Below are 13,987 nucleotides of genomic sequence, written 5' to 3'. Positions count from 1 at the left end.
AAGGCCAGGTCAGGAGCCGCCCTCGGGTCCGGGCCGGGTACGCCTCCGCCGGGTGGCGGCGACGGCGGCGAGGACGACCGCGAGAACGAGGACCAGTGATCCGCGGAGCCACACCTCGGCCTCGATCCGGGTGGCGAGCAGCACACAGGAGGCGGCGCCGAGGACGGGCAGCACGCTCGGGGCGCGGAAGTGGCCGGGCTCGCCCGGATCGCGGCGCAGCACGAGGACGGCGGTGTTGACGATCAGGAAGACCACCAGGAGCAGCAGCACCAGGGTGGACGCCAGAGTGGCGGTGCTGCCGGTCAGCGCCAGCAGCAGGGCCGGCACGGTGGTGGCGGCGATGGCCGCCCAGGGGGTGCGGCGGCCGGGCAGCACCCGGGTCAGGGCGGCGGGCAGCAGCCCGTCCCGGGCCATGCCGTAGGCGAGCCGGGAGGCCATGATCCCGGTGAGCAGTGCCCCGTTGGCGACGGCGATCAGCGCGATGGCGCTGAACAGGCGCGGTGGGACGCCGCCGGCCGCGCGTACCACCTCCAGCAGCGGCCCGCTGGAGGTCGCCAGGACCTCCGTCGGCACGGTGAGCGAGGCGGCGAGGCCGACCAGGAGGTAGACGGCTCCGGCGGTGGCGAGGGCGCCGAACAGGGCGCGGGGGTAGGAGCGGCGGGGGTCGCGGGTCTCCTCGGCGACGTTGACCGAGGTCTCGAAGCCGACGAAGGAGTAGAAGGCGAGGACCGAGCCGCTGAGCACGGCCGCCGCCGCGCCCTCCTCGGGGGTGCCGAGCCGGACCAGGCGACCCGGGTCGCCCTCGCCGCGCAGCAGCAGCCAGGCGCCGAGGACCACGATGACCAGCAGCCCGCCGACCTCGATCAGGGTGGCGACGGCGTTGGCCCGGGTGGACTCCTTGATGCCGCGGGCGTTGAGCAGCGCCAGCAGGACCAGGAAGACCACGGCCACCAGGGCGACCGGCAGGGTGACGAACTCCGCGAGGTAGTCCCCGGCGAAGCCGCGGGCGAGCGCGGCGACCGAGACGATGCCGGCCGCCAGCATGCAGAAGCCGGCGACGAACCCGACCGCCGGCCCGTAGGCCAGGGTGGCGTAGTGGGCGGCGCCGCCGGCGCGGGGGTACTTGGTCGCCAGCTCGGCGTAGGAGGCGGCGGTCAGCAGGGCCAGCACCAGCGCGGTCAGCAGCGGCACCCACACCGCGCCCCCGGAGGCGGCGGCGACCTGGCCGACCAGTACGTACACCCCGGCGCCCAGCACATCGCCGAGGATGAAGAAGTACAGCAGCGGGGTGGTCAGGGCGCGGCGCAGGCCCGGTGCGGGCGTGCTCTTCGGCGCGGTGCTCACCGTACGGCCGGGCCGGTTCGCGGGCCCGGTCGCGCCGAGGACGGCCGGGGCAGGTGCCCCCGGCGTCCCGCCGCGGCCTTCGGACGGTGTTCGTACGGTGCTCGCATCGCGCCCTGTTCTCCCTTGCTGCGGGCCTGCCGCGGGCCCCGTCGGTGGTGGCGCCGCGGGGGAACGGATGCCACGATCACCGCCCGCCAAACGGCCGCGGGGGCACCGGACGGGCCGTATCCGCGCTGTACGGAGCGGCGACGCGGCGGACGGGCCGTATGCGCGGCGGTACCGCGTGGGGCCCCGCCGCCCAGGGCCCCGCCGCCCAGGATCGGGCGGCGGGGCCCACGCGCGTACGCCGCCGGCTCAGACCGCGGCCGGGAAGCGGTCCCAGACGCGGTGCCGGGCCAGCAGCGGGGTCAGCCCGGTCAGCGCCGCCGTGCCGCCGTCGGCGAGGACCACCCCGGGGGCGCCGGGGGCGATCCCGGCCGCCTCCAGGACGGCCTCGGCGCCCGCCCAGCCGGCGATGGCCTTGGCGTGCCGGAACGCCTCGGAGACCAGCAGCAGCAGCCTCGGGTCCAGCGCCGCACCGGCCGGGTTGGCCTCGCCCGCCTTGGAGTCCCGGGCGCCGTAGGCGTCGCCGCCCGGGGCCGGGACGCCGGCGAGGACGAGGGCGTCGAACTCGACCGAGCGGGCGGTGGCGAAGGTCCGCTGGACGGTGATGGCGTCGGCTCCGGTGCCGAGCTTGCCGCCGGCCGGGGCGACGACCAGCGGGACCATGCCGGCGGTCAGGATCTCCTGGCGCAGCGCCCGCACCCCGTCGGCGTCGGTGGTGCCGTCGGTGACGATGCCGATGATCCGGCCGTCCGACGGCCATTCCCGGCCGACCTGCGAGAGGGCCGGGCTGGGCTGGACGTCCACCGGCGGCTCGGTGGCCTCGGGGGCGGGCAGGCCCAGCCCCTCGGCGACCCTGGCGCACAGCTCGGAGTCGATGTTGGCGAGCGCCCGCAGCTGGCGCTCCTTGACGGCGTTGTCCCAGCACCTCCCGAGCTCGAAGGTGTACGCGGCGATGATGTGCTCGCGCTCCACCGGGGACATGCTCAGCCAGAACAGCCGGGGCTGGCTGTAGTGGTCGGCGTAGGAGGCCGGGGCCTCGCGGACCTTGCGCGCGGCCGGCAGCTCGACCGGCACCTCGATGTAGGCCCCGGTGTCCGCGCCCGCGAAGAACGGGCAGCCGCCGTCGAGCGAGTTCGGCTTGTAGGGGGCGACCCCGGTGTGCACGGCCTGCTGGTGGAAGCCGTCGCGCAGCATGTCGTTGACCGGGGCGTGCGGCCGGTTGATGGGGATCTGGTTGAAGTTGGGCCCCGCCAGCCGGGTGATCTGGGTGTCCAGGTACGAGAAGAGCCGGCCGGCCAGCAGCGGGTCGTCGGTGACGTCGATGCCGGGGACCAGGTGGCCGGTGTGGAAGGCGACCTGCTCGGTCTCGGCGAAGAAGTTGCTGGTGTTGCGGTCGAGGGTGAGCAGCCCGATCGGCTGGACCGGGGCCAGCTCCTCCGGGACGATCTTGGTGGAGTCGAGCAGGTCGATGCCCTCGAAGGTCTGGTCCGGGGTGTCGGGGAAGACCTGGATGCCGAACTCCCACTGCGGGTGGGCGCCGGACTCGATGGCGTCGAAGAGGTCGCGGCGGTGGAAGTCGGGGTCCACCCCGCCGGCGATCTGGGCCTCCTCCCACACCAGGGAGTGCACCCCGAGCTTCGGCTTCCAGTGGAACTTGACCAGCGTGGTCTCGCCCTCCGCGTTGACCAGCCGGAAGGTGTGGACGCCGAAGCCCTCCATGGTGCGGTACGAGCGGGGGATGCCCCGGTCGGACATGTTCCACAGGGCGTGGTGCTGGGCCTCGGTGTGCAGCGAGACGAAGTCCCAGAAGGTGTCGTGGGCGCTCTGCGCCTGGGGGATCTCCCGGTCCGGGTGCGGCTTGCCGGCGTGGATGACGTCGGGGAACTTGATGGCGTCCTGGATGAAGAAGACCGGGATGTTGTTGCCGACGAGGTCGAAGACGCCCTCCTCGGTGTAGAACTTCGTGGCGAAGCCGCGGGTGTCGCGGACCGTGTCGGCGGAGCCGCGGGAGCCGAGCACCGTGGAGAAGCGGACGAAGACCGGGGTCTCGGTGCCCTTGCGCAGGAAGGCCGCGCGGGTGACGTTCTCGGCGGTGCCGTAGGCCCGGAACACCCCGTGGGCGCCGGCGCCGCGGGCGTGCACCACGCGCTCCGGGATCCGCTCGTGGTCGAAGTGCATGATCTTCTCGCGCAGGTGGTGGTCCTGGAGCAGGACCGGGCCGCGCGGGCCCGCCTTGAGCGAGTGGTCGGTGTCGTGAAGCCGGGTGCCCTGGGCGGTGGTCAGGTACGGGCCGCTCTGCGCCTTGCGGGTCGGCTCCGCCCCGGTCGGCTGGCCGGTGGGGCTGACGGTCTCCGGCGTGCCCTGGTCGGGCTTGGGCGGCAGCGGACCACGCGGCTCGGTGGGCTCCTCGACGGTCGCGGGCTCGGACGACGGAGCGCCCGGGACCCCCTCGGGGGGACCGCCGACGCCCAGGGCGTCGGCGACCTTCTCGGCGGCCGCCTTGATCGGATGCGAGTGGGACATCGTTCCTCCGTGCTGGGGGCAGGCGTGCTCGGGGAAGGGACTCCACAGCCATGACCGCCGCGCTCGGCGTCCTAACGGAGGGGTCCGGGAGATCCGCCCAATGCCGCACGGGTGCCGTGCGGCGCGGGGCGCTTCCGGTTGCCGCCCCCAAGTACCCCTGTGCCGGAATGGAAACCCGATCGGCCGCCGGAGCCGCCCGTATGGCCGTCCGGGTCCCGGGGGGCCGCCTGACGCACGCTCGGCCGACGCGCCACCGCTTGCGCCACCACCCCCGGTCGCGCCCGCGCCTGGTGCCGGTGCCCGGATCAGCTGCCGATACGGCCGCTGGCGCAGACCTGGCGGGCGACGTCCCGCAGCTTGATGTTGCGCTCCTGGGAGTAGCGGCGCAGTGCGGTGAACGCCTGGTCCGGGTCGAGGTGGTGGCGTTCGCGCAGGATGCCGATGGCCTCGCCGATGACGTCCCGGGTGGCCATCGCCTCTTCGAGCTGGGCGTGGGTGCGGGCGCTGGAGAGGGCGACGGCGGCGTGGGAGGCGAGCAGCCAGCCGGTGGTCTCGCCGGCCTCGGTGAAGGCGGAGGGCCTGCGGGAGTAGAGGTTGAGGGCTCCCAGCTCCTCGTCCTCGGTGTAGAGCAGAAAGCCCATCATGCTGCCGATGCCCAGCCCGGCGGCCTCCGGCACGAAGCGGGGCCAGCGGTCGGGGTGCGCGGTGAGGTCGTGGACGCGGAAGACGCGTTCGGCGTCGTGCCGGATCACGTCCAGGCACGGCCCTTCACCCAGGTGCTCCTGCAGTTCGTCGGCCTGGGTCACCAGGTCGTCGGTGGGTGCGAAGGTGCGGACGGTGCGGCGGCGTACGAGGAGGATGCCGGCCGCGTCGCAGCCGTCCATCAGCTCCACGGCCGACTCGGTGATCCGCTTGAGGGTGGCGTCCACCGAGGGCTGGGCGAGCAGGTCGCGCGCCAGCGTCGCCATCCGCCGGGCGAACTCCGCCCAGTCGCCGTCGTCCATCGTCGCCTCCAGGATCCGGCCCGCCGGCCCGTGCGTCGCGGCCACCGGGCCGGCGGGAGCCTCCGCGTCCGCTGTCTGCCCCCTACCCTGCCAGGCCGCGCCGATCACCACCGGCAGGCCGAGCGGCCCGCGCCCCCGGGGGGGGGTACCGGCGGCTCAGAGGTCGAACTCGTGCGGCGGCAGGTCGAGCGCGTAGCACGCCTCGCGCACCACGCCCTGCTCGGTCTTGTCGAAGTCGCCGTCCGCTCCGCCGATGACGATGCCGATCTGGATGACCGCGCGGGCCTCGGCCGGCTTCTTCTTCGTCTTGGCGATCTCCTGGAGCACGCTGACCTTGCCGAAGTCGAAGTCGGCCGTCAGCTTGGCCAGGTTGTCCTCGAAGCGGCGCCGCAGGTCCTCCGCGTCGAAGGCGCCCAGCACCTCGTTGGAGGCGATGAGCTGGGCGACCCGGCGCCGTTCGGCGGCGTCGATGGTGCCGTCCGCCGCGGCGACCAGCGCGCACATCGCCATGGAGGCGTCGCGGAAGGCTCCGGACTTCAGGTCGTGCTTCTTGGCGATCAGCTGGGTCTGCATCTGCGATGCCGACTCCCTGATCCGGTCCCACAGGGCCACACCGTCTCCTCATGGATCACCAGGGCGGCGATCCGGGCCGGTTCAGCACCGGCCGAACCGCCGCCCCTGACTTCTACAGTGGTGTAGAAGTTATCAGATCGGCGTGGCGCCGAAAGGGTCTCTCAGCCCTCCTCCCCCTCGCCGCCCTCGTCGTCCCCCTCGAAGAAGTCGCCCACCTCGTCGACGACTTCCGCGGCGACCAGGCCGCCGGCCACCCCCACCGCGAGCCCGGCGGCGCCGGCCGCGACCGCCGTGCCCACCCCGGGCCCGGAGCGCCGGCCGGAGCCGTGCTCGTCGTGGTGGCCGTGGGCGGTGTGGTCGGCGTATCCGAAGCCGGAGGCGTGGGGAGGGCGGCGGTCGGCCAACCTGTCGAGCCAGGACTCGACTTGGGCGTTCCAGTCGGTGCGGGCGGCCTCGGCGTGGTCGATCGTGACGCGGGTGAGGGCGTCACCTCCCTCGGCGCCGTAGCCGCCGCGCTTGTCGGCTTCCAGGACGACCTCCACCCCGGCCGGGTTCGCCAGGAAGGTCACCTCGATCTCGTCGACCCGGTGCGCGTAGGCGGGCGCCGGGGTGAGTTCGATCTCCTGGTAGAAGGGCAGCCGCTGGCCGGTGCCGGAGATGTGCCCGGCCTCCAGGTCGGCGGAGGCGAAGCCGAAGCCGAGCTGCCCGAACGCCTCCAGGACCGCTTCCTGGACGGGCAGCGGGCGCACGGTCAGCGGGTCGAGGTCGCCCTTGTCCCGGGCGCCGGCCACACCGAGCTCGGTCCGCACCCCCAGGGCGATGCCCAGGTGCTGGCCGTGCAGTTCGGTGATCGGCGTCTCCCAGGGCAGGGCGATGGAGAACGGCACACTGCGCCGCTCGCCCGCGGCGAGGCGGAAGGGGCCGCCGACCACCTGCCGGTCGAAGGCCGCCGTACCCTCGGACTCACCGTCGCCGTGCTCGACCTCCACCCGGGCCACGAGCTCCAGGGTGATGTGCTCGATGGTGAAGTCGGCGTCACCGCCCTCCAGATGGACCTGTCCGCCGAGAACGCCGCCCGGGGCCACCGCACCGGGATCGAGCACCGTGTCCACCTTCGGACCGCCGGCACCGAGCGAGCCGAGTAGCCGTTTGAACACCATCAGGGAGTCCACTCCTTCGTGTGATGCGGACGTGCGAGAGGGATCGTTCACGGCGCCGTCGGGCAACCGGGCACCTCTGCCGCCCCTCGCTTTTCTACACGCATGTAGAAGCATAGGGGCTCCGCGTCGGCCCGGGATCCACGGCGGTGCGGCCGGCTGTCTACCATGAACGGATTCGTCGGTGAGGGGCTTGCTCGGGGGATGCTGAGGGTGTTCTCGGTGGATGTCAGGCACGGTGCGCGGCACGTGGTGTTCGTGCTGCGCGGCAAGCTCGACTTCGACAGCACGGTGCAGCTGCGGGAGGCCGGCGAGAGGGAGTCGGCCAGGGGTGCGGGGGCGGTGGGCCCGGTGGTGGCCGACTGCGCCGCGCTGGAGTTCTGCGACTCCTCCGGCATCAGCGCGCTGGTACGGCTGCACCAGCGGCTGGCCGAGGCGGGCCGGGCGCTGCGGCTGGCGTCCGTACCGGGTTCGGTGGCCCGGCTGTTCTCGCTGACCGGCCTGGACCAGGTGTTCTCCGTGTACGCCGATGTGCCGGCGGCGCTGGCCGGGGGCGCCGGCCCCCGTGGCCCGGCCCGTTCGAGTGAGGGGCAGCCCGTATGACGCGCGTACCGGAGCAGCAGACACCCCGCGGCGCCGCCGGCCCGCACGGGGTCGCGGGTGGCGCCGCGGAGGACGATCTGCGGGCGCTGTTCGGGCAGTCGACGGCCGTGTTCGCCTCGCTGGCCGGCCCGGCGCACATGCTGGAGACGGCCAACGACGCGTTCTTCGCCGCGATCGGCGGCAGCGAGCGCGGCCGTACCGGAGTGCCGCTGGGGCAGTTCATGCCGGAACTGGCCGAGCAGGGGTTCACCGCGCTGCTGGACCGGGTCTACCGCACCGGCAAGCCCTACACCGGACGTGACGCCCGGGTGGTGCTGGGTCAGGGGGACGCGGCGCGGGAGGCGTTCTTCGACTTCACCTACGAGCCCCGGCTGGACGTCGGCGGCAATGTCGTGGGCGTACGGGTCATCGGGGTGGAGACCACCCAGGTCAAGCACGCCCAGCGGCTGACCGCGGAGCACCGGGTGCTGCTGGAGCAGATCGCCCGCCAGGCCCCGCTGCCCGAGGTCCTGGAGGGGATGGCCCGCGCCATCGAGGAGCTGGCGCCGGAGGAGGTGCTGGTCTCGGTGCTGCTGGCCGACGCCGACGGCCGGCGGCTGCGGCACGGCGCGGCACCCAGCCTGCCCGACTTCTACAACCAGGCCATCGACGGCATCGCCACCGGCGAGGGTGTGGGCTCCTGCGGCACCGCGGCCCACCGCCGCCGCCCGGTGATCATCACCGACATCGCCACCGACCCGTTCTGGGACGACTTCCGCGAACTGGCCGGCCGGGCCGGGGTGGCCGCCTGCTGGTCCACCCCGATCCTGGCCCGGGACGGCTCGCTGCTGGGCACCTTCGCGATGTACCACCGCGTCCCGCGGGCGCCTCGGGAGGCCGACCTCGCCCTGGCCCGGGTCTTCGCCGACACCGCCGCCCTGGCCGTGGAGCGCCACCACGACGAGCGGGCGCGGCGGGCGGCCGAGGACCGGGAGAGGGCCGCCCGCGACGACCTCGCCTTTCTGCTGGAGGCCAGCACCACCCTGGCCTCCGACCTGGACGCCGACCAGACCCTCGGGCGGCTGGCCGCCTCCTGCGTACCGAGGCTGGCGCCCCTGTGCGCGGTCGACGTGATCGAGGGCGGACGGGTGCGCCGTATCGCCACCGCCGCCCCCGCCCGGGACCGGCGGGAGCTGCTCGCCTCCCACATCCCGGTCTACGACGCCGCCGACGACGCCGTCGCCCGGGTGCTGGCCTCCGGCATCAGCGAGGTCGCCCGCCGCACCCCCACCGGCCCGGGCCCCTGGCACGACCTGGGCGTCACCGGCTACCTCTGCGTCCCGCTCACCGACCGGGGCGCCACCTTCGGCACCGTCACCCTGCTGTCCACCGGGGAGCACGCCTTCGACGGCCACGCGGTCGCCCTGGCCGAGGAACTGGCCCGCCGCGCCGCCTCCGCCGCCCGCAACGCCCGCCAGTACACCCACCGCGTCACCCTCGCCCGCGACCTCCAGGCCGGGCTGCTCCTCCCCGAGCTGCCGAGGGTGCCGGGCGCCGACGTCGCCACCTACTACCACCCGGCCGGCGAAGGGCTCGACATCGGCGGCGACTTCTACGACATCTTCCCCCTCGACGACGGCAGCTGGGCGTTCCTGCTGGGCGACGTGTGCGGACGCGGCGCCATGGCGGCCACCACCACCGCGCTGGTCCGGCACACCGCCCGGGCCGTCGCGCCGCTGCTGCCCGGCCCGCAGGACGTCGTCCGGGCCGTCAACCGGGCCCTGACCAACCGGCCCGACAGCCATGGCACCGGCTTCGTCACCCTGGTCCACGGCCGGCTCACCCCCACCCCGGACGGCCTGGACGTCGAACTCGTCCGCGCCGGCCACACCCTCCCGCTCCACCTCGACGCCCGGCACACCGCGCACCCCGTCGACTCCCCCGGCACCCTGCTCGGCATCTCCGCCGACCCGCGGGTGACCTCCCACCGGCTGCGGCTGCGCCGGCACGAGAGCCTGCTGCTCTACACCGACGGCCTCACCGAGGCCCGGGACGCCCACGGCGAGCAGTTCGGCGACCAGCGCCTCGCCGACGCCCTGACCGCCACCCCGCACCACCCCACCGCCCAGCAGGTCATCGACACCCTCACCCGGGCGGTGCGCGCCTTCACCGGGAACCGCGAGATCGACGACGACCAGGCCGTCCTGGTGCTCACCGCCACCTGAGCCGGGGACGCCGAGCCGGGCAGCCGGCGGCGGTGTCAGTGCACTGACGTAGTCTTCCCGCCGTCACATCGACCGGGAGGAACAAGAGAATTGACCGGCCTGTCCGCTTTTCCGCTGCCCTTTCACGCCTCGCGTTCCCTGCCGTTCGCGGCACCCCGAACACTGCGGGAACTCCAGATGATGCGGTGCAGCGCCGCCATCCGGGAGAAGCCGGGGTGGTCCGAGAAGATGAACGACGCCGAAATCGTCGCCCGATGGACCCAGGAGGCGGTCGCCCAGGGGCTCACCGAGGCGCAGGTGCGCTATGTCATCGCCGAGCTCGCGCACTACGCGGCGCTGCGGGACGGACGGACCGGTGTCGAGGTGTCCTCCGTCGACGGGGTGTGGCAGTCGGACACCCTGGTCGACGACGGGCTGAGGTCCCGGCTGCGCGAGGCGGTCCGGGTCCTGGAAGAGGTCCCCGAAGCGGAACGGGACTGGCATCCCGGATCCGGCGGCCAGGTGCTGGACCTGGTGCATCCCTCGCTGTTCTGCCTGGTACGGGAGGTGAGCGGGGCGCCCGAGCGGGCCTGGCGGAACCCGACGGACCACTACTCGGCGTACGAGTTCTCGGAGAAGTTCCAGTGGCTGCCCACGGACGTCGAGGTCGGCGCCGACGGCGAGGTCGCCTTCCGTTCGTATGTGAACAACGTCCACCCCGAGACCCACCGCGAACTGGCCGCCGTCCTTCCCGAACTGTTCGCGCGGCTGCGCCCGCTGCTGGAGAACGTGCTCACCGATCTGCGCCATCCGCGGCCGCCGCGGATCGAGACCGACCCCTACGGGTGGTACGACCCGGCGCCCGAGCGTCCGGAGAAGTCCTCCTACGGCGAGGACACGGCAGCCTACTGGGCGGCCCTCCGCGCCTGGAGGACCGCCCAGGACGACTGGTGGGAGAACCGCCTCCCGGTCGTCCCGGACGCCCCGGCCTTCACCCCGCCCGAGCCGCCCGACGCGGCCGACCGGGTCGATCTGCGCGGCCGCCGCCTCCAGGTCATCGTCAAGCTCGCCACCATCCATCTCACCCCGGACCAGCCCGAGTACGCCGGCGGTTCCTGGCATGTCGAGGGGATGCTGAACGAGCGGATCGTCTCGACCGGCATCTACTACTGGGACAGCGAGAACACCACCGAGAGCCGGCTGGGCTTCCGGGCGGCACTCGACGACCCGGCCTACGAGCAGAACGACGAGAACGGTCTGCGCGAGGTCTACGGGCTGGAGGACGAGGACGCGCTGAACCAGCCGCTGGGCTCGGCGCCGACCCCGGCCGGCCGCTGCCTGGCCTTCCCGAACGTCCTGCAGCACCGCGTCGGCTCCTTCCGCCTCGCCGACCCCACCCGCCCGGGGCACCGCAAGATCCTGGTGTTCTTCCTGGTCGACCCGTCGGAGACCATCGTCTCGACCTCCGATGTGCCGCCGCAGCAGCCCTGGTCCGACACGTCCACCATGACGCTGGAACAGGCCCGGGACTTCCGCGAACAGCTCATGCGGGAGCGCACGTTCTTCGTGGACGAGCACAACGAGCAGCTGTACGAGCGGGAGTTCTCGCTCTGCGAGCACTGAGCCCGTTCGTTCGGTTACGGGAGCGGAGTGGGGGCGGGTGGACCGGTCAGGCGGGTGGATCGGCCAAGCGGACAAGGCGGGTCCACTTCCGGTGCGGCGGGGCGTGAAGGGGCATGTGGGCAGGGGTGCCGTGGTGGACAGGGTGGACAACTCCCGGTGCGGCCGTTGACCCCGGTTCGGGGCGGTCCCTAGGTTCTGCGTCAGCGCCGGGCCCGCGCGCCACGCCCCGGGCGGGACACCTTCCGCCGTGCCGTCCGGGGACCCGCCCTGTCCCCCCACGGCTGAAAGGCACGGCACTCGTATGAAGCGTCTCATACCCGACCTCCCCATCTTCCGTTCCCGCAGACGGCGTTCACGGTGTGCGGGCACCGCCCTCGGCGCGGCGGCGGCCGTGCTGGCGCTCGGGGCGGGCGCCCAGCCCTCGGCCCTGGCGGACACCTCCGGGGGCCCCGCACCCCGTACCGCCGTGTCCGCCGCGCCCGCAGCGCCCGAGGCACCCGGCCCGGAAGCCGCCGGTACGGAACGGGCGTTGGAGCGCAGGATCGCCTACGGCGCCTCGGGGCGCTCCTGGCGTACCGAGATCCGGTCGCCCGGCTCCTCGTATGTGAAGGTGCACTTCGCCTCGTTGAAGCTGGCCGGCGACGACTACGTCAGCGTCTCCTCCCCCGACGGGCGCGAGAAGCACACCTACTACGCGGACCCCCGGCGCGGCTCGGACCGCACCGAGCACGGGCACCCGGGCTTCGCCGCCCTGTCCATCGACGGGGACACCGCGGTCGTCACCCTGCACGCCACCGCCGCCCGCCAGGCCCAGCGGCTGGGCCGAGCGGGGTACGGGGTGGTCGTGGACCGGATCTACCGGGGCTTCGACGCCGCGGAGCAGCAGGCACAGGACCGCAAGGCCAGGAGCGTGTGCGGCCGGGACGCCCGCCGCGACGTGGTGTGCTACCGCGGCAGCCACCCCACCGAGTACGCCCGGGGCGGCGCCGTCGCCCGGCAGCTGCTCAACGGCCGCGGCCACTGCACCGCCTGGCGGGTCGGCAACACCAACCGCATGGTGACCAACAACCACTGCCTGGGCAGCGCCGCCGATCTGCGCGCCAGCGAGTTCCAGTTCGACTACCAGTGCGCCACCTGCGGCGGGAACGACCCCAAGCCGGGCACCAAGGTGAGCGGCGCCGACTTCATCCGGACCAGCTCGGCGCTGGACTACACGCTGTTCAGCGTGAACAGCTTCGACAGCATCCGCTCGTTCGGCACCCTGTACCTCGACGCACGCACCCCGCAGGCCGGTGAGCGCATCTACATCCCCGGCCACGGTGACGCCAAGGCGAAGCGCCTGTCCATCTACGAGGAGAGCGACGGCGGCGCCACCTGCAAGATCGACGTCGCGGTGCGGGGCGAGGACACCGGCTACCGCTGCGACACCTCCGGCGGCAACTCGGGCTCGCCGGTGCTGGCGGCCTCCTCGCACAAGGTGATCGCCCTGCACTGGGGCGGGGGCTGCCCCAGCGGCACCAACATCGGCACCCGCATCCAGCTGGTCTACGACCAGATCAGGGGGGACATCGACAACAACGGCTGAGGTCGCCCAGCGCGGGGCGGGTACGGGCGAGGGCTGCCCGTACCCGCCCCGCGGTGCCGCTGTCCGGTCCGGTCCGCTCCGGTGCTCAGCGTTCGGGATTCCGCCCTGGCTCCTGGTCGGCCTCCGGCCGGCGGCGGCTGGAGGCGCGCACGATCAGCCGGGTCGGGAGGACGAAGGTCTGCGGAGGCGTCCGGTCGCCGCGCAGCCGGGAGAACAGCTGCTGGGCCGCCTTCTGGCCGAGCGCCGCCGGGTCCTGGTGGACGACCGTCATCGACGGTTCGATCAGGTCGGCCAGTTCGATGTCGTCGTAGCCGACGAGGGAGACCGGACGGGTGAGGCCTCGCAGCACGTAGAGCGCGAGCAGGGTGACCCGGTTGTCGCCCGCGATGACGGCGGTGACGGTGGCGGAGGTGGTGGGGCGGCTCCATGTCCGCAGGGCGTGCACGAGCGAGTCGCGGGTGTGCGGGCCCATGGCGACGCGCGGGGTACCGGGTAAGCCCAGCGCCTGGTGGGTGTGGACGAAGGCGTCACGGCGCTGCCGGGCCGTCCACCGGGGCGGGGCGCCACCGAGGAACCCGATGTGCCGGTGGCCGTGCGCCACCAGGTGCTCGACCGCGCCGCGCACCCCGCCCTGGTTGTCGCTGAGGACCGCGTCCGCCGCGCCCCGGGCCGGGCGGCCCAGGTAGACCAGGGGGATACCGCTGCCCGCCACCTGGGACTCCGTACGGGCCGCCTCACCGGCCGGGACGACGATCAGTCCGTCGACGCAGCGGGCGGCCAGGTCGTGCAGCAGCCGGCGGTCCGGAGCGGCCGACCTCTCGGCGGAGACGGTGATCAGGTTGTACCCGTGCAGCCGGGTCTCCCGTTCGACCGCGGCGGCGATCTGCGCGGAGAAGGGGCCGGCCAGGGTCTCGACCACCAGGCCGACGGTGTGGACCCGGCTGCGCGCCTCCGGGCCCGTGGTGCGGAAGCCGAGCCGTTCGATGGCGGCCCGGACGCGTTCGGCGGTGTCCGGACGCACCCCGGGGCCCCGGTTCACCACCCGGGACACCGTCTTGATCGAGACATGCGCCTCCGCCGCCACGTCGGCCATGGTCGGCCTGCGTACGGGCCGGCGTACGGCTCGGAGGCCGGAGAGCGCTGTCATGTCCCGATCAGAACAGAAGCCGGGGGCGGGCACAACTCCCGGCCGGGGCACGGTGGGGCCCCGTACCGGCTCACGGCGTTCCGCTCGGGTCGCCGCTCGGGTCGGCACTCGGCGTGCCGTCAGCTGTCGGGGACGGGGAG

The 13,987-nt window shown here is 73.7% G+C and carries 9 protein-coding genes and 1 pseudogene; 4 read left to right on the top strand and 6 right to left on the bottom strand.

The window, feature by feature from the left end; translation table 11 throughout:
* Nucleotides 1-9 precede the first annotated feature (9 nt).
* From M1O15_RS13125 to M1O15_RS13100, 5 genes are all read right to left on the bottom strand, one after another.
* Nucleotides 10-1,344: an APC family permease gene (locus tag M1O15_RS13125; protein WP_248633946.1), complete on the bottom strand. Its 1,335-nt coding sequence runs from the start codon at nucleotides 1,342-1,344 to the stop codon at nucleotides 10-12.
* 354 nt (nucleotides 1,345-1,698) lie between these two features.
* Nucleotides 1,699-3,972 carry a catalase gene (locus M1O15_RS13120; RefSeq protein ID WP_248633945.1) on the bottom strand — a complete coding sequence of 758 codons (2,274 nt, stop codon included), beginning with the start codon at nucleotides 3,970-3,972 and terminating at the stop codon, nucleotides 1,699-1,701.
* 305 nt (nucleotides 3,973-4,277) lie between these two features.
* Nucleotides 4,278-4,976 carry a GAF and ANTAR domain-containing protein gene (locus tag M1O15_RS13110; RefSeq protein ID WP_248634099.1) on the bottom strand — a complete coding sequence of 233 codons (699 nt, stop codon included), beginning with the start codon at nucleotides 4,974-4,976 and terminating at the stop codon, nucleotides 4,278-4,280.
* A 156-nt stretch (nucleotides 4,977-5,132) separates the two neighbouring features.
* Nucleotides 5,133-5,588, bottom strand: coding sequence for a tellurite resistance TerB family protein (locus M1O15_RS13105; protein WP_248633942.1), 456 nt, complete (start codon nucleotides 5,586-5,588; stop codon nucleotides 5,133-5,135).
* Between the two features lie 122 nt (nucleotides 5,589-5,710).
* The gene (locus M1O15_RS13100; RefSeq protein WP_248633941.1) at nucleotides 5,711-6,709 is read right to left on the bottom strand and encodes a sporulation protein; all 999 of its coding nucleotides are present in this window, start codon (nucleotides 6,707-6,709) and stop codon (nucleotides 5,711-5,713) included.
* 219 nt (nucleotides 6,710-6,928) lie between these two features.
* On the opposite strand from M1O15_RS13100, the gene M1O15_RS13095 reads away from it, so the two are divergent.
* The 4 genes and pseudogenes from M1O15_RS13095 to M1O15_RS13080 all read left to right on the top strand — a co-directional run bounded on the left by M1O15_RS13095 (nucleotide 6,929) and on the right by M1O15_RS13080 (nucleotide 12,700).
* A complete protein-coding gene (locus M1O15_RS13095) occupies nucleotides 6,929-7,309 on the top strand; it encodes an STAS domain-containing protein (RefSeq protein WP_248633940.1) in 381 nt (126 codons plus the stop codon).
* Entirely contained in the window at nucleotides 7,306-9,513 is a 2,208-nt protein-coding gene (locus tag M1O15_RS13090) for a SpoIIE family protein phosphatase (RefSeq protein ID WP_248633933.1), read from the top strand. Before M1O15_RS13095 ends, M1O15_RS13090 begins: the two co-directional genes overlap by 4 nt.
* Before the next feature lie 81 nt (nucleotides 9,514-9,594).
* Nucleotides 9,595-11,115 (top strand): annotated as a pseudogene (locus M1O15_RS13085) (DUF4246 domain-containing protein); the annotation flags it as partial.
* A 301-nt stretch (nucleotides 11,116-11,416) separates the two neighbouring features.
* The gene (locus M1O15_RS13080) at nucleotides 11,417-12,700 is read left to right on the top strand and encodes a trypsin-like serine peptidase (RefSeq protein ID WP_248633931.1); all 1,284 of its coding nucleotides are present in this window, start codon (nucleotides 11,417-11,419) and stop codon (nucleotides 12,698-12,700) included.
* An 85-nt stretch (nucleotides 12,701-12,785) separates the two neighbouring features.
* Here M1O15_RS13080 and M1O15_RS13075 read toward each other — a convergent pair whose 3' ends face one another.
* Nucleotides 12,786-13,847 carry a LacI family DNA-binding transcriptional regulator gene (locus M1O15_RS13075; RefSeq protein ID WP_248633929.1) on the bottom strand — a complete coding sequence of 354 codons (1,062 nt, stop codon included), beginning with the start codon at nucleotides 13,845-13,847 and terminating at the stop codon, nucleotides 12,786-12,788.
* Between the last annotated feature and the right edge of the window lie 140 nt (nucleotides 13,848-13,987).

Source organism: Streptomyces lichenis (assembly GCF_023218175.1).
In the GTDB taxonomy this organism is placed as follows: Bacteria; Actinomycetota; Actinomycetes; order Streptomycetales; family Streptomycetaceae; genus Streptomyces; species Streptomyces lichenis.
The sequence above is the reverse complement of the archived record's forward strand: the minus strand, read 5'-3'. Positions and strand labels throughout refer to the sequence as shown.

Coding starts and splice junctions, on each gene's coding strand:
- M1O15_RS13120 (WP_248633945.1), bottom strand. CDS start 3,972: ATGTCCCACTCGCATCCGATCAAGGCGGCCGCCGAGAAGGTCGCCGAC.
- M1O15_RS13110 (WP_248634099.1), bottom strand. CDS start 4,976: ATGGACGACGGCGACTGGGCGGAGTTCGCCCGGCGGATGGCGACGCTG.
- M1O15_RS13100 (WP_248633941.1), bottom strand. CDS start 6,709: ATGGTGTTCAAACGGCTACTCGGCTCGCTCGGTGCCGGCGGTCCGAAG.
- M1O15_RS13090 (WP_248633933.1), top strand. CDS start 7,306: ATGACGCGCGTACCGGAGCAGCAGACACCCCGCGGCGCCGCCGGCCCG.
- M1O15_RS13080 (WP_248633931.1), top strand. CDS start 11,417: ATGAAGCGTCTCATACCCGACCTCCCCATCTTCCGTTCCCGCAGACGG.
- M1O15_RS13075 (WP_248633929.1), bottom strand. CDS start 13,847: ATGACAGCGCTCTCCGGCCTCCGAGCCGTACGCCGGCCCGTACGCAGG.